This is a genomic window from Pseudoxanthomonas mexicana, assembly GCF_046736355.1.
GTDB classification, from domain to species: domain Bacteria; phylum Pseudomonadota; class Gammaproteobacteria; order Xanthomonadales; family Xanthomonadaceae; genus Pseudoxanthomonas_A; species Pseudoxanthomonas_A mexicana_B.
In genome coordinates, this window is sequence record NZ_CP157201.1 from 2,267,652 (window position 1) to 2,285,086 (window position 17,435).

Below are 17,435 nucleotides of genomic sequence, written 5' to 3' on the forward strand. Positions count from 1 at the left end.
TAGCCCCGGCTTCGGGCAGGCGGCAAGGCATTACATCGCGGATCGCGGCGGCCGGCGCGGTTCCTGTCGCTGGCCACACGCCCTAGAATCGTCCCATCACACCGCGAGGCGCATCATGGATCCGATCCTGCTGGGCAAGGGCATCACCGACGACATCCCCGTCACGCTGCAGCCCAGGCTTGGCAACCGCCACGGTCTGGTCGCCGGCGCCACCGGCACCGGCAAGACGGTCACCCTGATGACCCTGGCCGAGGGCTTCTCGCGCATCGGCGTGCCGGTGTTCATGGCCGACGTCAAGGGCGACGTGGCCGGGCTGGCGGTGGCCGGCGACGGCAACGAGAAGGTGATGGCGCGCGCCCGCGATCTCGGCGTGGACGGCTATGCGCCGGCCGCCAGCCCGGTGGTGTTCTGGGATCTGTACGGCAAGCTCGGCCATCCGGTGCGCACCACCGTCAGCGAGATGGGCCCGACCCTGCTGGCGCGCATCCTCGAACTCAACGACACCCAGTCCGGCGTGCTCGACATCGTGTTCAAGCTGGCCGACGACCGCGGCCTGCTGCTGCTCGACCTGGAGGATCTGCGCGCCCTGCTCGGCCTGGTCGCCGAGGAGCGCAAGGACATCTCGACGAGCTACGGGCTGGTCAGCACGCAATCGGTCGGCGCGATCCAGCGCGCGCTGCTGCGGCTGGAGCAGGAAGGCGGGCAGCGCTTCTTCGGCGAGCCGGCGCTGGAACTGGCTGACCTGATGCGGGTCAACCACGACGGCCGCGGCGTCATCGGCATCCTCGCCGCCGACCAGCTGATCCTCAAGCCGCGGCTGTATTCGAGCTTCCTGCTGTGGTTGCTGTCGGAACTGTTCGAGACGCTGCCGGAAGTCGGCGACCTGGACAAGCCCCGGCTGGTGTTCGTGTTCGACGAGGCGCACCTGCTGTTCGACGACGCGCCGCCAGCGCTGCGCCAGCGCATCGAGCAGGTGGTGCGGCTGATCCGCTCCAAGGGCGTGGGCGTGTACTTCTGCTCGCAGTTCCCCGACGACGTGCCGGGCGACATCCTCGGCCAGCTCGGCAACCGCGTGCAGCACGCGCTGCGCGCGTTCACCCCGCGCGACCAGAAGGCGGTGAAGACCGCGGCGGAAACCTTCGTCCCCAACCCGCGCCTGGACGTGGCGCAGGCGATCTCGCAGCTCGGCACCGGCGAGGCGCTGGTCTCGACCTTGCAGGACAAGGGCGTGCCGTCGCCGGTGCAGCGCACCCTGATCGCGCCGCCGCGCTGCCGGATGGGCGCGATCAGCGAGACCGAGCGCGCGCAGGTGCGCGCCGGCAGCCCGGTCGGGCAGCGCTACGACAACGCGGTCAACCGCGAATCGGCGGCGGAAATGCTCGCCCGCCGGGTCGAGCAGGCGCCGGCCCAGGCCAAGGCGCCGCCCGCCAGCCGCGGCGAGGACGATGGCGAGAGCGGCGGCTTCGGCCGCACGGTCAACGAGTGGCTGTTCGGCACCAAGCGCCGCCAGGGCGTGGTGCAGGCGGCCGGCAAGCAGGCCGCGCGCACGATCACCAACCGCATCGTGCGCAACATCCTCGGCAGCATCAAGCTGAAGTAAGCGCATCCGATGAGCCGCTGGCGTCCCCCCGGTGAGAAGAGCACCGCGCTGATCACGCGCGAAGGCCATACGCGGCTGAAGGCCGAGCTGGACGATCTGTGGCGCGTGCGCCGCCCCGAGGTGGTCAAGGCGCTGGCCGCGGCCGCCGCCGAGGGCGATCGCTCGGAGAACGCCGAGTACACCTACCGCAAGAAGCAGCTCGGCGAGATCGATCGTCGCGTGCGCTACCTGAGCAAGCGGCTGGAAGCCCTGCGGGTGGTCGAGAGCGCGCCGGCCGATCCGCAGGCGGTGTTCTTCGGCGCCTGGATCGAGGTCGAGAACGTCGCCGACGGGCAGGCCACCCGCTACCGCATCGTCGGCCCCGACGAGACCGACGCCGCGCGCCGCTGGATCAGCATCGACTCGCCGCTGGCGCGCGCGCTGCTGAAGAAGCGCGTCGACGACGAGGTCGAGGCGCAGTTGCCAGGCGGGGCGGCGCAGTTGGTGATCGTCGATGTGCGCTATGACGGGGTCGAGTCATAGCGGCCATGTGCCACGAAGCATGCTGTTCCTTCGGCACTTCCCCGACTGCCAACGACGGCAGGAATGCGATGCATGCATTCGCTGTTTCCCCGCCTTCGCGGGGATGACGGAAACATCGTGAAACCGCTCCAACCATTCGAGCATCGAATCGTCGAGCGATGAACGAAAGCTCCACAAGCCCATTCATGGCCGCCGAACACGGCTTCGAATACCCTTCCCTCCCCGCGCACGCAGGAGCCTTCCGATGGGCCAATGGATCAAGTTGCAAACCCCGCAGGGCGAAATCTCCGCCTGGAAGACCGAGCCCGCGCAGCCGGCGCGCGGCGCGCTGGTGGTGGTGCAGGAAATCTTCGGCGTCAACGCGCATATCCGCGGCGTGGCCGAAGGCTTCGCCGCCGATGGGTTCATCGCGCTGGCGCCTGCCTATTTCGATCCGATCGAACCCGGCGTCGAACTGGGCTACGACGAGGCAGGCATCGAGCGCGGCCGCGGACTGATCCAGCGGCTGGGCCTGGACGCGGCGGTGGACATCACCCGCGCCGCCGCCGACGCGCTGGCCGCGCAGGCGCGCGTGGGCACGGTCGGCTATTGCTGGGGCGGCACCGTCGCCCTGCTGGCCGCGCTGCGGCTGGGCCTGCCTTCGGTCAGCTACTACGGCGCGCGCAACGTGCCGTTCCTCGACGAGGCGCCCAAGGCGCCGGTGATGTTCCACTTCGGCGAGCACGACAAGTCGATCCCGCCGGAAATGGTCCAGCAGCACCGCGACAAGCTGCCGCAGATGGACGTGTTCACCTATCCGGCCGACCACGGCTTCAACTGCGATGCGCGCGCCAGCCACCACCCCGAGAGCGCCCGCCTGGCCCGCCAGCGCACGCTGGAATTCTTCCGGAAACACCTGGCATGAACGATTTCCAGCTCGACCCGCGGCTGGCGGCCGACAGCGCCTTCGTCGCCGACGGCCCGCTGTCGCAGGTCCGGCTGATGGACGACACCCGTTATCCGTGGCTGCTGCTGGTGCCGCGCGTGAATGGCGCCAGCGAATGGCTGGATCTGGACGGCGGCCAGCAGCGCCTGCTGCTGGCCGAGATCAACCAGGTGGGCGCGCTGCTGCGCGGCGAACCCGGCGTGCTGAAGCTCAACATCGGCGCGCTCGGCAACATCGTGCGGCAGTTGCACGTGCACCTGGTCGGACGCCACGAGGGCGACGCCGCCTGGCCCGGTCCGGTCTGGGGCCACGGGCAGGCGCAGCGCCACGGCGATGCGCTGGCGGCACGGGTCGAGTACTGGCGGCGGCGGCTGGGCTGATCCACCCGTCGTCCCCGCGGTTTTCAACAGACGCATGTCTGGTCAGGCGGGGACGACGGGGAAGCAATCAAAGGGTTCTTCACCCATGACGGGCAGCGGAGCAAGCTCCGCTCTACATTGGTCTTCGTTCGCGTCGCCGTTGCGTAGAGCCGAGCTTGCTCGGCCATGCCGGTTCCGGAGCCAGGAGCAGCGAAGCAAGCTCCGCTCTACGTGCCGCTTTACCGGAGTTGGGTGAAGAACCAATCAAATTGCCTTAACCGCGGTGGCGCCGTTCCAGCACCGCCAGCGCATCGCGCAACGAAAGACCGCGCGCGCGCAGCAGCACGACGAGGTGGTAGAGCAGATCCGCGCTCTCGCCCAGCAGCGCGTCGTCGTCCTGCGCGACCGCGGCCAGCGCGGTCTCCACGCCTTCCTCGCCCACTTTCTGCGCGATGCGGCGCACGCCCTGCTCGAACAGCTTCGTGGTGTAGCTGCCGGCCGGTCGTTCGCGCTCCCGGCGCGCGACGATCGCATCGAGTTCGAGCAGGAACGCCTCCGGCGCAGCGGCGAAGCAACTGGGCCGTTGCAGGTGGCAGGTCGGCCCCTGCGGCCGCGCCAGCACCAGCAGGGTGTCGTCGTCGCAATCGGCCTCGACGGACACCAGTTCCAGCACGTGGCCCGAGCTTTCGCCCTTGGTCCACAGCCGCTGCCGGCTGCGGCTGTAGAAGGTGACGCGGCCGGTTTCCCGCGTCGTTTCCAGCGCCTGGCGATCCATGTAGCCCAGCATCAGCACGCGCAGCGTATCGGCGTCCTGGACGACGGCCGGCAGCAGGCCGCCCTGCTTGTCCCAGGCCAGCGCGTCGGCGTCAAGCGGCATGGCGCACCTCGATCCATCGCGAGGACAGGTAGCGTTTGAGTTCGGGGATGGCGATCCTGCCGCTGTGGAACACGCTGGCGGCCAGCGCGCCGTCGACGTCGGCGCGCTCGAAGACTTCCGCGAAGTGTTCCAGTGTTCCCGCGCCGCCGGAGGCGATCAACGGCACCCGGCAGCGCAGGCGCGCCGCCGCCAGTTGCTCGATGTCGTAGCCCTGGCGCACGCCGTCGCTGTCCATGCAGTTGAGTACGATTTCACCGGCCCCCAGACCTTGCGCCTGCTCCATCCATTCCAGCGTGGTCAGCGGCAGCGCGCGGGTGCGCGCGGGGTCGCCGGTGTACTGGCGCACGCGCCACTGGCCGTCGGCCTCGCGCACCGAGTCGATGCCGACCACCACGCACTGCACGCCGAAGGCCTCGGCCAGTTCGCCTATCAGCGCCGGCCGTTCCAGTGCCGGCGTGTTGACCGAGATCTTGTCGGCGCCGGCGTGCAGCACCGCGCGCGCGGTCTCGACGTCGCGGATGCCGCCGGCCACGCAGAACGGGATGTCCAGCAGCCGCGACACCCGTCGCACCCAGTCGCGATCGACCGAGCGTCCGTCAGGGCTGGCGGAGATGTCGTAGAACACCAGCTCGTCGGCGCCGGCGTCGCGGTAGCGCAGCGCCAGTTCGGCGATGTCGCCCATGTCGACGTGATCGCGGAAGCGCACGCCCTTGACCACGCGGCCGTCGCGCACGTCCAGGCACGGGATGATGCGCCGGCTCAGCACGACAGCGCCTGCGCCAGGGTGAAGCGCCGCTCCAGCAGCGCGCGGCCCAGCACGATGCCGGCGCAGCCGCGCGCACGTGCTGCGACGACATCGGCCACGGTGCGCACGCCGCCGGAGGCCTGCACGCGCAGCGTCGGTGCTGTCGCAAGCAGGTGCTCGTACAGATCCAGGTTGGGACCGGACAGCATGCCGTCGCGGGCGATGTCGGTGCTGAGCAGGTGGATCAGCCCGCCCGCGGCGAAGCGCCGCACCAGATCGTCCAGCGTTTCGGTCGCGGTCTCGGTCCAGCCGTGCACCGGCAGCCGCCATTGCGCGTCGATCCGGCGCGTGTCCAGCGCCACGGTGATGCGCTGCGCGCCGAATTCCTCCAGCCAGGCCAGCACCTCGTCGGGCCGGCGCACCGCCAGCGATCCGATGACCACCCGATCGGCGCCGCCGTCGAGGATGCGCGCCACGTCGTCGCGCCCGCGCACGCCGCCGCCGGTCTGCACGCGCAGGCCGGTCTCGGCACGGATGCGCGCCAGCAGCGGCAGCAGCGTGTAGCCGCCGGCGCGGGCCGCGTCCAGATCGACCAGGTGCAGCCACTGCGCGCCCTGCGCGGCGTAGTCGCGGATGGGCGCGAGCGGATCGTCGTCGTAGCGCGTCTCGCGCGCGTAGTCGCCCTGCGCCAGCCGCACCACCCTGCCCTGGCGGACGTCGATGGCCGGATAACAAAGGAAATCCGAAGCTTCCGCCTGCACGGGATTCAACGCGGCCATCAGTCCAGTCCCTGTTCGATGAAGTTGCGCAGCAGCCGCGCGCCGACCGCCGCCGAGCGTTCCGGATGGAACTGCGCGCCGGCCACGCGGCCGCGCTGCACCACCGCCGCCAGCGGCACGCCGTGCCCGGACGAAGCGATGCAGTCTTCCGTCACCGGCGCGGCGTAACTGTGGACGAAATAGGCGTGCTCGCCATCGGCGATGCCGTCCAGCAGCGGCGCATCGCGCAGCCGCCGCAGCGTGTTCCAGCCCATGTGCGGCACGCGCACGCCGGCGCTTTCCGGCAGCCGCGCGACCTTGCCCGGCAGCAGGCCCAGGCAGGGCGTGTCGTCCTCTTCAGAATGCTCGAACAGCAGCTGCATGCCGACGCACACGCCCAGCAGCGGCGCCTCCAGCGCGCGCAGCGTATCCACCAGATCGTACTCGCGCAGCCGTGCCATCACCTGCGCGGCGGTGCTGACGCCGGGCAGGATGACCCGGTCGGCCGCGCGGATCTCGCCGCCGTCGCGGGTCAGCAGCGGATCGATGCCGAGCCGCTGCAGCGCGTCGCGCACCGAGCCCAGGTTGGCGCCGCCCGCATCGACCAGGGCCACCTTCATCACAGCGTTCCCTTGGTCGAGGGCAGCTCGCGGCCCTCGCGGCGCAGCGCCTGCCGCAGCGCGCGCGCCACCGCCTTGAAGCAGGCCTCGACCTTGTGGTGATCGTTGTCGCCGCGCACCGACAGGTTGAGGTTCAGCCCCGCCGCGTCGCACAGCGAGCGGAAGAAGTGCGGCACCAGCTCGGTCGGCAGGTCGCCCACGCGCTCGCGCCTGAACTCGCCCTCGAACACGAAGTAAGGCCGCCCGCTGAAGTCCAGCGCGGCGCTGGCCAGCGTCTCGTCCATCGGCAGGGTGAAGCCGTAGCGGCCGATGCCGCGCTTGTCGCCCAGCGCCTGCTTCAGCGCCGCGCCCAGCGCCAGGCCGGTGTCCTCGACGGTGTGGTGCTCGTCGATGTGCAGGTCGCCTTCGGCCTGGATGTCCAGCGCGATGCCGCCGTGCTTGCCGATCTGCTCGAGCATGTGGTCGAAGAACGGCAGGCCGGTATGCACCCGCGGCTCGGCCGCCGTGTCCAGGTCCAGATCGACGCGGATGCGCGTCTCCTTCGTATCGCGTTGCACGCGCGCGCGGCGCGGCGCGTCGGCCAACTCGTGGGCGATGCCGGCCCAGTCCCACTCGCCGCCGAACTGCGGCGTCTTCAACTGGAAGCCGCGGATGCGCAGGTTGTCGGCGAAGGCGATGTCGGTCGGACGGTCGCCGACCATCGCCGAGCGCGCCCAGTCGACGTCGCGATCCTGCAGGTAGTGCAGCACCAGGCCGATGCCGGGCTTGCGGGTGGGCCGGTTCTCCTCCGGCCAGCTCGCGTCGATCAGCACCTCGCGGAAGGCGATGCCCTGGCTTTCGAAGATCTGCATCATCAGCGCCTGCGGGCCCTCGAACGAGGCGCGCGGGTACTTCTCGCTGCCTAGGCCGTCCTGGTTGCTGACGATCACGAACCGGTAGCCGGCGTCGCGCAGCTTCAGCAGCGCCGGAATGCAGCCGCGCACGAAGCGGATCTTCTCGTAGGCGTCGATCTGGAAGTCGGCGGGCTCCTCGATCAGGGTGCCGTCGCGGTCGATGAAGAGAATCGGCGTCATGACCGATCGTCCGCCTCCACCCCGATGTAGAGCAGAGCTTGCTCCGCTGCATTACCCAATCGTGCTCCGGAACCTCCACAGCCGAGCAAGCTCGGCTCTACGCAACGGCGACGCGAACGAGGGTTCATGCAACCTCCCGCACGTTCAAGGCGGACAATACGCGGTCGTTCTGCGAGGATGAACCGATGGTGATGCGAAGCGCATCGTCCAAACCCGGCGCGCCACGCTGGTCGCGCACGACAACCCCGACCGCCAGCAGCGCATCGAACGCCGCCTGCACGTCGTGGAAGCGCGCCAGCAGGTAGTTGCCCTGCGAGGGATAGACGCGGCGGACCGCCGGCGACGCCGCCAGCGCAACGCGCAGTCTTTCGCGCTCGACCAGCACCTGTTCCACCCGCGCGCGGGTCTGCGCAAGCGCCGCCGGTTGCAGCGCCGCCAACGCCAGCGCCGCGCACGGCGCCGGCACCGGGTACGGCGCCTGGCAGGCGCGCAGCACCTGGATCAATGCGGGCTCGGCGATGACCACGCCGATGCGCGCGGCCGCCAGCGCATGCGCCTTGGACAGCGTGCGCAGCACGGCGATGTTGGCGTTTTTGTCCATCAGCGTCGTCGCCGAGGGCTGCGCGCCGAACTCGCCGTAGGCCTCGTCCACCACCACCAGCGCACGGCCGCGCAGCGCCTTCGCCAACCGCGCGATCTCCGGCAGCGGCACGGCGCCGCCGGTCGGATTGGCCGGCGAGCACAGGAACACCAGCTTGGCGCCCTGCTCCAGCGCGGCGCGCTCGATCGCAGGCAAGTCCGGCGCGTAACCCGCCTCGCCATCGCGCAACGGCACCTCGACGAGGCGCGCGCCCTGCAACCGCGCCGACACCGCATACATGCCGAACACCGGCGGCGTGACCAGCACCGCGTCGCGCCCCGGCGCGCACAGTGCGCGCACCAGCAGGTCGATGGCCTCGTCGCTGCCGCGCCCGATCAGCAGGCGCCCGGGCGAGCAGTCGTACAGCGCGGCCAGCGCCTCGCGCAATGCCTGCGGCTGCGGATCCGGGTAACGGCGGCTGCCGGCCCCGGCATCGGCTGGATTGGCCCAGGCCGATTCGTTGGCGTTGAGCCAGATCTCGCCGCGCAGCGGCTGCGAGCGCGCCGAAGCGTAGCCGGCGAAGCCGCGCAGATCCTCGCGCACCAGCGGCAGCACGTCGTTCTCCGCCGCGCTCATGCCGATGCCTCCATCCGCACCGCCACCGCGTAGGCGTGGGCATCCAATCCTTCGGCGCGCGCCAGGGTCAGCGCGCAGTCGCCGATGCCGGCCAGGCCCTGCCGGCTGGCCGACTGCACGCTGACGAAGTTCTGGAAGCTGGCCACGCTGACGCCGCTGTACGCGCGCGCCGCGCCGCTGGTCGGCAGCACGTGGTTGGTGCCGCTGCAATAGTCGCCCAGCGCCTCCGGCGTGTAGTCGCCGAGGAACACCGAACCGGCCGCCTCCACCCTTTCCAGCCAGGCGCGCGGCTCGCGCAGCGCCAGGATCAGGTGCTCGGGCGCGTAGGCGTTGCTGATCGCGAAGGCCTCCTCCAGCCGCTCGACGCGGATCAGTCGCGAGGCCGCCAGCGCCTGCCGGGCGATGGCCGCGCGCGGCAGGCGCGCGAGTTGGCGATCGATTTCCGCTTCCGCCCGCGCCAGCAGATCGGCGTCGTCCGACAGCAGGATGACCTGCGAATCCGGCCCGTGCTCGGCCTGCGACAGCAGGTCGGCGGCGACGAAGCGCGCATCGGCGCCGGCGTCGGCGATCACCAGCACTTCCGACGGACCGGCCGGCATGTCGATCGCGGCGATGCCGCCCTGCGCCACCTGCTGCTTGGCCTCGGTGACGTAGCCGTTGCCCGGCCCGAAGATCTTGTCGCAACGCGGCACCGACGCCGTGCCGTAGGCCATCGCCGCCACCGCCTGCGCGCCGCCGAGCTTGAACACGCGGCCCACGCCGGTCAGCCGCGCGGCCGCCAGCACCGCCGCATCGGCGCGGCCGTCCTTGCGCGGCGGCGTGCACAGCACCACCTCGCGGCAGCCAGCCAGCCGCGCCGGCACGCCGAGCATCAGCGCGGTGGAAGGCAGCGGCGCGCTGCCGGCCGGCACGTACAGGCCCACGCGCGGGATCGGCCGCACCATCCGCTCGCAGATCACGCCCGGCGCGGTCTCTATCGCGTACGGCGAGACCATGCCGGCGCGGTGGAACGCCTCGATGCGCGCGGCCGCCTGCCGCATCGCCTCCAGCAATCCGGGCGGCAGCGAAGCCTCGGCCTCGGCGAACTCGTCTTCGCCAACTACGAAATCCTCCAGCCGCACGCCGTCCAGCCACGCGGTGATGTCGCGCAGCGCCGCGTCGCCGCCATCGCGCACCTGCGCCAGCAGCGCGGCCACGTCGGCGCGCGTGCGCTCGGCGACCGACTGCGCCGGCCGCAGCAGCGCGGCGGCGCGCTGCGCGGCGTCGAGCGAGGCCCATTCGATGCGGTTCATGCCAGCGACCTCTCGACCGACAGCACCATCAATCCCTGCGCGCCGGCGCGCTCCAGTTCCTCCAGCCGCTGCCAGGTCAGCGCGCCGTGGCACATCGTCTGCAACGGCAGCGGGCCGTCACCCTCGCCCGGCAGCTGCACGAAAGGCTCGGCGTCGGGCAGCAGCCGCGACAGTTCGGCCACCGTGTCGCGGTGGGCGCGGAACATCAGCAGCTTGCTGTCCTTGAGCTTGAGCACGCCCTGCATGCGCCGCAGCAGCAGCGCGGCCAGACCGGCGCGCGCGTCGTCGAAGCCGCGCACCGGACCGGCCAGCACCGCCTCGCTCTCCAGCAGCGTCTCCACCGGCTTGAGCTGGTTGGCCGCGAGCGTGGCGCCGCTGGAGACCAGATCGCAGATCAGATCCGCCGTGCCCAGCCGCGGCGCAATCTCGACCGAGCCGGACAGCTCGACCACGCCGGCGTCGATGCCCCTGTCCCGCAGCCAGCCGGCCACGATCGCCGGGTAGCTGGTGGCGATGCGCCGGCCCTGCAACTGCGCCGCTCCCTCCCACTGCCAGGCTTCCGGCACGGCCAGCATCAGCCGGCACCGTCCGAAGCCCAGCGGCAGCCATTCGCGGTACGCCGACGGCAGGCCGGCGCTGCGACGCGCGGCGTCCTGCTCGTCCAGTTCGTTGCGGCCGACCACGCCAAAGTCGCAGACGCCGTCGGCGATTAGCCCGGGGATGTCGTCGTCGCGCACCAGCAGCAGATCCACCGGCAGCGATTCGCCGTAGCAGAACAGCTTGTCGCGGCTCTCGCGCCAGCTCAGGCCACAGGCAGCCAGCAGCGCGCGCGCCGGTTCGGCCAGGCGGCCGCTTTTCTGGATGGCGATGCGCAGGCGATCGCGCGTCGCGGTGGCGACAGGGGGGCTCATGCGGGGAACTCAGTGGGAGGCGCGGCTGCGCGCGGGTTGCTGCTGCTGGATGGCCACGGCATAGCCGCCGGCGCCGCGCTCCAGCGTGCGCGCCACGCGGCCGATGGTGGTGACGCTGACCTGGGTGAGGTCGTGGATTTCCCGGTACGGCACGCCCTTGAGCAGCAGCGGCACCACCCGCCAGCGGTCGGCCATCGCCTCCAGTTCGGACGGCGTGCACAGGTCTTCCAGGAAGGCGCGCACGTCCTCGGGCCGGTTCAGCGCGGCGAGCGCGCGCGACAGTGCCTGGATCGAGGCGTGGATGGCCTGCGGTTCGGCGGCGGGTCGGCGTTTCATGGGAGATCCGGTTCAACCAATGTATTAATGCGCTAATACGATATATCAAGCCCGCCGAGCCGGTCAACCGCCCTGCCCGGCGGCTGGTCCCGGCATCGCGCCGGTTTGTCCCCACATCGGCGCTAAACTCGTGACTGGAGTGGCAGGACATAGCCGCAATCGGCCGGAGCGCCGGAGGGGGAATCCGATGGGTCATTGGCTGGGCCGGATCATCGTCGCCACGATGTCGCTGATGATGTGCGCGTTCGCCCAGGCCAGGTCGCCGATCGAGCTGACCGACCGCACCCAGTACGATCTCGCCCCCCACGTCCGCTACTTCCACGACGCCGGCGGCGAGGCGACGCTGGAGGAAATCCGCCACCGGCTGCCGCGCTTCCAGCCGCTGCCGCCGGATGGCCCGGCGTTCGGCTTCCAGAACGGCGCCTTCTGGTTCCACGCGATCATCACCAACCGCAACCCGGACGAGTCGCGCTGGCTGCTGGTGCAGGAGTACCCGCTCAGCGACCGCCTCGACGTCTACCTGCGCCATGCCGACGGCGGGCTGACGCACTACGAGGGCGGCGACCACCTGCACTTCGACCAGCGCAGCATCCGCCACCGCCATCCCAACTTCTGGCTGGACCTGCCGCAGGACGAGACGGTCGAACTGCTGGTGCGGGTGCGCAGCGAGAGCTCGATGCAGGTGCCGCTGACGCTGTACACGCCGACCGCGTTCACCGAGCAGTCGCGCGACGCGCAGTTCGGCATCGGCCTGTACTACGGCATCCTGCTGGCGCTGTTCATCTACAACCTGGTGCTGTGGCTGGCGCTGCGCGACGCCAGCTACTTCTGGTACCTGTTCCACATCACCGCGTTCGGGCTGGTGCTGTTCACCCTCAACGGGCTGGGCTTCGAATACCTGTGGCCCAGCTCGGCCTGGCTGGCCGACAAGAGCGTGCCGCTGTCGATCTGCCTGTCGCAGATCGGCATGCAGCAGTTCTCGCGGCATTTCCTCGATCTCAAGCAGCGCTGGCGACTGGGCGACCGCATCAGCCTGGGCTACATCGTGTTCTTCGTGCTGCTGGGCATCGCCTCGATGCAGCTGACTTACCACGTGGCCACGCCGATCGCCGCCGCGTCGGTGTTCCTGAGCATCATGTGGATCGCGGTGATCTCCGGCGTGGTCGTGCGGCTGGGCTACCAGCCGGCCCGGATCTTCCTGCTGGCGTGGTCGCTGTTCCTGCTCGGCACCTGCATATTCGTGATGCTCGCCTTCGGCCTGCTGCCGAAGAACTTCTTCACCGAGTACGGCGTGCAGATCGGCTCGGCGCTAGAGATGCTGCTGCTGTCGGTGGCGCTGGGCTACCGCTACGCGGCGCTGCGCAACGAGAACGAGCGCATCGTCAGCAACGCCAAGCGGCAGCTGGAGCAGGACGTGCAGCAGCGCACCGCCGAGCTGCGCACCGCGCTGGCGCAGCTGGAGTCCACCCACCAGCGCCTGAGCGAATCCAGCCGCCGCGACGGCCTGACCGGCCTGTACAACCGGGTGTGGTTCCGCGAGGCGTTCGGGACGCTGCTGGCGTACGCGCGCGAGTCGCGGCAGCCGCTGTCGCTGCTGATGATCGACCTGGACCACTTCAAGCGCATCAACGATACCCACGGCCACCTCGCCGGCGACGCCTGCCTGCGCTGGGCGGCCGGACGGCTGAAGGAGACCTTGCAGGGCCACGACGCGCTGCTGGCGCGCTACGGCGGCGAGGAGTTCATCGTCGTGATCCCGCTGAGCCTGCCGCACGCCAGCGCGGTGGCCGAGGAGCTGCGCTGCCACCTGCGCGCCGCGCCGTGCCTGTTCGACGGCATGACGATCGCGCTGTCGGCCAGCATCGGCGTGTACGGGGTGGACACCGAGGCCAGCGACAGCGTCGAGGCGGCCTTGCAGGTGGCCGACCAGGCGCTGTACGAGGCCAAGGCGCAAGGGCGGGATTGCGTGCGCGCGGTGTGAGGGCGCCGTCTGCCTTCTTCAGGAGGGGGCGAATCCCCCATGGAGTTCAACCAGGCCGCTTCTCTCCCTTCTCCCGCTTGCGGGAGAAGGTGGCCCGGAGGGCCGGATGAGGGGCGCACGCAGCACCTCGGCTTCGTGCCCTCACCCCAACCCCTCTCCCGCAGGCGGGAGAGGGGCTCTGGAGCCGAACCTGCGCGACTCAGCGCGCGTTGACCGCCGCCAGCAGTTCGCCCGATTCGACCAGCCGCACGGCTTCGGCGACCTCGCCGTCGAGCGCGCGATCGCGATCCAGGAAGCGGATGCGCGCGCGCAGCGCCGCGTGCGCCGTGGCCACCGCGTCGCCCGGATGGAACTCGGCGGTGCCCGCCAGTTCGGCGCGCAATGCCTCCACCTCGGCCAGGAAGACCTCGTGGCCGGCCGCGCCGGGCAGCGGGCCGCCCTGCACCTTGGCCGCCAGCGCGGCGGCGTCGGCGCGCCGCGCCAGGTCGCGGGCGGCGTTGATCATGTCGCGGCGCAGGTCCAGCGCCTGCGCGGCGGTGTAGATCTCCAGCGCCAGCACGCGGCCCAGGTCGCGCGTCATCGCCAGCACGTGGCGCGCCTCGTTGGCGCCCATCGAGACGTGGTCCTCGGCATTGGCGCTGGTCGGCACCGAGAACACGCTGGCCGGATGCGCGCGGCTGGCCAGGTCGTTGACGATGGCCGCGGCGGTGTACTGCACGATCATGTGGCCGGACTCGGTGCCGTCCTCGTTGCCGATCAGGAACGCCGGCAGGCCGTCGTTGGTGGCCGGATCGACCAGCTTGTTGAGGCGGCGCTCGGAGATCGAGGCCAGCGTCGGGATCGCCGCCTTGACGTAGCTCATCGCCAGCGCCAGCGGCATGCCGTGGAAGTGGCCGGCCGAGATCACCTGCTCCTCGACGTGGGTAGCGTCGGTCTTGTCCGGAAACACCAGCGGGTTGTCGGTCACCGCGTTGAGCTCGACGTCGAGCACGCGCCTGGCCTGATCGACCGCGTCGCGCACCGCGCCGTGCACCTGCGGGATGCAGCGCAGCGAGTAGCTGTCCTGCGGCTGGTGCTTCTTGCCGCCGCGGAACGGGCGAAAGCGCCGGTAGAACTTCTCGCGGCCGTGGCGCTGGTCGGCCGGCACCCAGTCCCAGCCGATGTCGAAGCGCAGCTGCCGCGCCTGCGCGTCGTCCCAGCTGTGCGGCAGCCACGGGCGGAAGCGCGGCACCAGGTGGTAGGCGATGTCGGCCAGCGTCGAGCCGGCCAGCAGTTCGCGCAGGCGCGCGGCCACGCGCACCTGGCCCGGATGCGGGCGCAGCGCGTGCACTTCCGGCGCGAACGCGCCGAGCCGGCCGGCGAAGGCGTCGATGGTCATCGCCGCGGCCAGGTCCGCGGTGTCCAGCAGTTGCTCCAGCCGGTACACCGCCAGCACGCCCATCGCCAGCATCTGCGCGGTGCCGTTGTTCAGCGCCAGGCCTTCCTTGTAGGACAGCCTGACCGGTTGCAGTCCCGCGCGGCGCAGCGCTTCGTCGCCGGGCAGGCGCTCGCCCTGGTAGAAGGCCTCGCCGCCGCCGAGCAGCACGATGGCCAGGTGCGACAGCGGCGCCAGGTCGCCCGAGGCGCCGACCGAGCCCAGTTCCGGGACCACCGGCACGATGCCGGCGTTGAGCATCGCGGTCAGCGCCTGCAAGGTCTCCACCCGGATGCCGGAGTGGCCCTTGAGCAGGGTGTTGATGCGGATGCCGAGCATCGCCCGCACCACTTCCGGCGCCATCGGCTCGCCGACGCAGACCGCATGGGTGACGATCAGGTTGTGCTGGAGTTCCTCGTGCAGCGAGCGCCCCGAGCGCGCCGCGCCGGCCAGGCCGTCGTGCAGCGGGTGCGCGCCCAGCAGCTTGTCGGCGTTGCTGCCGAAGCCGGTGGACACGCCGTAGATCGGCTCCTCGCGGCGTACCTGCTCGGCGAGGAAATCGGCCGCCCGCGCCACCGCCATCAGCGCATCGGCGGCCAGTTCGACCGGCGCGCCGTGGGCGATCTCGACCAGCCTGTCGCGGGTCAGTGACTTTCCATCCAGAAGAATCGGTTTCATCAGCGTCCCGCCAGTACCCGTGCCTGTTCCAGTTCCACCCGCAGCGCCGAGGCCAGTTCCTCGCGCGCCACCTCGTACTGCTGCTCGCGCAGCAGATCCTTGACCGTGACCGCGCCGCGGGCGCGCTCGTCCTCGCCGGCCAGCACGACGAAGCGGATGCCGGCGCGCGAGGCGTACTGGAACTGCCTGGCCAGCTTGCGCGATTCCATCTGCACTTCGGTGTTGATGCCGGCCGCGCGCAGCGCGCGGGCGATGTCCAGCGAATCGGGCAGCTGCGCCTCGTCCATCAGCGCGACCATCGCCTGCACGCTGCTCTCGTCGCTGCCGGCGACCAGGCCGGCGTCGCGCAACTGGAAGAACAGCCGGGTCAGGCCGATCGAGATGCCCACGCCCGGCAGCTTGCTCTTGGTGTAGTGGCTGGCGAGATCCTCGTAGCGCCCGCCCGAGCAGATCGAACCGATCTGCGGGTAGTCGTCCAGCTGCGTCTCGTAGACGGTGCCGGTGTAGTAGTCCAGCCCGCGCGCGATGGAGAAGTTGAGGCAGTAGTCGGACTCGGGCACGCCCAGCGCCCGCACCAGCGCCAGCACCTCGCGCAGTTCGGCGACGCCCTGGTCGAGGGTCGCGTTGCCCTGCCCCAGCGCGTCCAGCCGCGCCAGCGCGTCGGCATGGCCGGTCGATCGCACGGCGACGAAATCGAGGATGCGCGCCACCGCCTCGGCCGGCAGGCCGAAGCCCTCGCCGGCCAGCGTCTGGCGCACGTAGTCGGCGCCGCGCTTGTCCAGCTTGTCCACCTCGCGCAGCACCAGCGCCTGCTGCTGCGCGTCGGTCACGCCCTGCGCCTCGAAGAAGCCGCGCATCAGCTTGCGGTTGTTGAGCTGGATGGTGAAGCCGCCGATGCGCAGGTCGCTGAACACCGCGTGGATGACCGCCAGCACCTCGGCGTCGTAGCGGATGCTCAGCGCGTCCTTGCCGATGACGTCGATGTCGCACTGGTAGAACTCGCGGAAGCGACCGCGCTGGGCGCGCTCGCCGCGGTAGACCCGCTGCATCTGGTAGCGGCGGAACGGGAAGGTCAGCTCGTGCTCGTGCTCGGCCACGTAGCGCGCCAGCGGCACGGTCAGGTCGAAGCGCAGCGCCAGCTCGGGCAGCCCACCCTCGCCCTTGCCCGCAGCGGCTTCGGCGGCGTTGGCCAGCGCGCCGGTGGACTGGACGAAGTAGACCTGCCGCTCGGTCTCGCCGCCGGACTTGGTCAGCAGCACGTCCGACAGCTCGAACACCGGCGTCTCCACCGGCAGGAAGCCGAAGCGTTCGTAGTTGCGGCGGATGGTATCCAGCATGCGCTGGAAGGCGATCTGCTCGCGCGGGAGCAGTTCCATGACTCCAGGCGGCGTGCGCGGCTTGATCAAGCGGGTGGCTCCGGCGGACGGTAGCCGCGTATCTTACTTTCGTTGGCGCATCCGCCGCAGCCTGGCCGCACCGGCGCACACGGCTGCGCAGGAAGATCGCCACGGGGTCTTGCCCAGGCCCGGCCGGCTGCTTACAATGGCGAGCTTCGCGGGGTGTAGCTCAGTCTGGTAGAGCGCTACGTTCGGGACGTAGAGGTCGCAGGTTCAAATCCTGTCTCCCCGACCAGTCAAATCAACGACTTATGATGAACCGGCCTCGTGCCGGTTTTTTCATGGCGGCGACGGACCTTTTTGGCGGCCGGGGCACTGTCCGCTTCTCCCAACCGCATTTCCGACAGCACGCGCCGGGCGTTGGCGGCGCAATCCATGTCCTGCGGCCTGGCTTCGATCTGCGCCATCAGTTCGACCAGCTGAGCCTTGCTCTGTGCGAGCTGTGCTTGCAGGGCCTCGATGTCCTGCACCTTGCGGCGCAGCGTGTCGAGCAGGGTGCCATGTTCCCAACTGGCGAGATCGCCGGGCAGCAGCGCGCGCAACTCGTCCAGACTGAAGCCCGCGCGCTGCCCGGTCGCGATCAGCCTGAGCGCCAATACCGCATCGTCCGGGTAGCTGCGGTAGCCGTTGGCCTGGCGCTCGACCGCCTTGAGCAGGCCGATGCGTTCGTAGAATCGAATGCGCGAGGGCGCCAGGCCGGTGCGCTCTGCGAGTTCTCCGATTTTCATGGT

Annotated in this window: 17 protein-coding genes and 1 tRNA gene; 6 read left to right on the plus strand and 12 right to left on the minus strand. The window is 70.5% G+C overall.

Annotated features, from left to right (window positions below):
• Positions 1-115: 115 nt before the first annotated feature.
• The 4 genes from AAG688_RS10430 to AAG688_RS10445 all read left to right on the plus strand — a co-directional run bounded on the left by AAG688_RS10430 (position 116) and on the right by AAG688_RS10445 (position 3,427).
• Complete coding sequence (locus AAG688_RS10430) at positions 116-1,600, plus strand: helicase HerA-like domain-containing protein (protein WP_411832206.1); 1,485 nt, start codon at positions 116-118, stop codon at positions 1,598-1,600.
• Between the two features lie 9 nt (positions 1,601-1,609).
• Complete coding sequence (gene greB, locus AAG688_RS10435; RefSeq protein WP_411832207.1) at positions 1,610-2,122, plus strand: transcription elongation factor GreB; 513 nt, start codon at positions 1,610-1,612, stop codon at positions 2,120-2,122.
• 244 nt (positions 2,123-2,366) lie between these two features.
• The gene (locus tag AAG688_RS10440) at positions 2,367-3,026 is read left to right on the plus strand and encodes a dienelactone hydrolase family protein (protein WP_411832208.1); all 660 of its coding nucleotides are present in this window, start codon (positions 2,367-2,369) and stop codon (positions 3,024-3,026) included.
• Entirely contained in the window at positions 3,023-3,427 is a 405-nt protein-coding gene (locus AAG688_RS10445) for an HIT domain-containing protein (protein ID WP_411832209.1), read from the plus strand. Before AAG688_RS10440 ends, AAG688_RS10445 begins: the two co-directional genes overlap by 4 nt.
• 253 nt (positions 3,428-3,680) lie before the next feature.
• Here AAG688_RS10445 and hisIE read toward each other — a convergent pair whose 3' ends face one another.
• From hisIE to AAG688_RS10490, 9 genes are all read right to left on the minus strand, one after another.
• Positions 3,681-4,283, minus strand: coding sequence for a bifunctional phosphoribosyl-AMP cyclohydrolase/phosphoribosyl-ATP diphosphatase HisIE (gene hisIE, locus AAG688_RS10450; protein WP_411832210.1), 603 nt, complete (start codon positions 4,281-4,283; stop codon positions 3,681-3,683).
• Positions 4,273-5,049, minus strand: a complete 777-nt coding sequence (hisF, locus tag AAG688_RS10455) for an imidazole glycerol phosphate synthase subunit HisF (protein WP_411832211.1) — start codon at positions 5,047-5,049, stop codon at positions 4,273-4,275. The genes hisIE and hisF overlap by 11 nt, the downstream gene beginning before the upstream one ends.
• Positions 5,043-5,807 (minus strand): 1-(5-phosphoribosyl)-5-[(5-phosphoribosylamino)methylideneamino]imidazole-4-carboxamide isomerase, encoded by a 765-nt coding sequence (gene hisA, locus AAG688_RS10460; protein ID WP_411832212.1) that lies wholly within the window; start codon positions 5,805-5,807, stop codon positions 5,043-5,045. Before hisA ends, hisF begins: the two co-directional genes overlap by 7 nt.
• The gene (gene hisH / locus AAG688_RS10465) at positions 5,807-6,406 is read right to left on the minus strand and encodes an imidazole glycerol phosphate synthase subunit HisH (RefSeq protein WP_411832213.1); all 600 of its coding nucleotides are present in this window, start codon (positions 6,404-6,406) and stop codon (positions 5,807-5,809) included. The genes hisA and hisH overlap by 1 nt, the downstream gene beginning before the upstream one ends.
• Complete coding sequence (gene hisB / locus AAG688_RS10470) at positions 6,406-7,479, minus strand: bifunctional histidinol-phosphatase/imidazoleglycerol-phosphate dehydratase HisB (protein ID WP_411832214.1); 1,074 nt, start codon at positions 7,477-7,479, stop codon at positions 6,406-6,408. The genes hisH and hisB overlap by 1 nt, the downstream gene beginning before the upstream one ends.
• A gap of 124 nt (positions 7,480-7,603) precedes the next feature.
• The gene (hisC, locus tag AAG688_RS10475) at positions 7,604-8,695 is read right to left on the minus strand and encodes a histidinol-phosphate transaminase (RefSeq protein WP_411832215.1); all 1,092 of its coding nucleotides are present in this window, start codon (positions 8,693-8,695) and stop codon (positions 7,604-7,606) included.
• Complete coding sequence (hisD, locus tag AAG688_RS10480) at positions 8,692-9,987, minus strand: histidinol dehydrogenase (RefSeq protein ID WP_411832216.1); 1,296 nt, start codon at positions 9,985-9,987, stop codon at positions 8,692-8,694. Before hisD ends, hisC begins: the two co-directional genes overlap by 4 nt.
• On the minus strand, positions 9,984-10,898 hold the full coding sequence (hisG, locus tag AAG688_RS10485) for an ATP phosphoribosyltransferase (protein WP_411832217.1): 915 nt from the start codon (positions 10,896-10,898) through the stop codon (positions 9,984-9,986). The genes hisD and hisG overlap by 4 nt, the downstream gene beginning before the upstream one ends.
• Positions 10,899-10,907: 9 nt before the next feature.
• Positions 10,908-11,234 carry a YerC/YecD family TrpR-related protein gene (locus tag AAG688_RS10490; protein WP_411832218.1) on the minus strand — a complete coding sequence of 109 codons (327 nt, stop codon included), beginning with the start codon at positions 11,232-11,234 and terminating at the stop codon, positions 10,908-10,910.
• Between the two features lie 187 nt (positions 11,235-11,421).
• Here AAG688_RS10490 and AAG688_RS10495 point away from each other — a divergent pair, with 187 nt between their 5' ends.
• Positions 11,422-13,215, plus strand: coding sequence for a 7TM diverse intracellular signaling domain-containing protein (locus tag AAG688_RS10495; RefSeq protein ID WP_411832219.1), 1,794 nt, complete (start codon positions 11,422-11,424; stop codon positions 13,213-13,215).
• 199 nt (positions 13,216-13,414) lie between these two features.
• On the opposite strand, the gene hutH is transcribed toward AAG688_RS10495, so the two are convergent.
• On the minus strand, positions 13,415-15,307 hold the full coding sequence (hutH, locus tag AAG688_RS10500; RefSeq protein WP_411832220.1) for an HAL/PAL/TAL family ammonia-lyase: 1,893 nt from the start codon (positions 15,305-15,307) through the stop codon (positions 13,415-13,417).
• Positions 15,307-16,713 carry a histidine--tRNA ligase gene (gene hisS, locus AAG688_RS10505; protein ID WP_411832221.1) on the minus strand — a complete coding sequence of 469 codons (1,407 nt, stop codon included), beginning with the start codon at positions 16,711-16,713 and terminating at the stop codon, positions 15,307-15,309. The genes hutH and hisS overlap by 1 nt, the downstream gene beginning before the upstream one ends.
• A gap of 149 nt (positions 16,714-16,862) precedes the next feature.
• Between hisS and AAG688_RS10510 the strand changes: the two genes are divergently transcribed.
• Positions 16,863-16,939 (plus strand) — tRNA-Pro (locus AAG688_RS10510).
• 1 nt (position 16,940) lies between these two features.
• Here the strand turns inward: AAG688_RS10510 and AAG688_RS10515 are convergent.
• Entirely contained in the window at positions 16,941-17,432 is a 492-nt protein-coding gene (locus tag AAG688_RS10515) for a MerR family transcriptional regulator (RefSeq protein ID WP_411832222.1), read from the minus strand.
• Positions 17,433-17,435 lie beyond the last annotated feature (3 nt).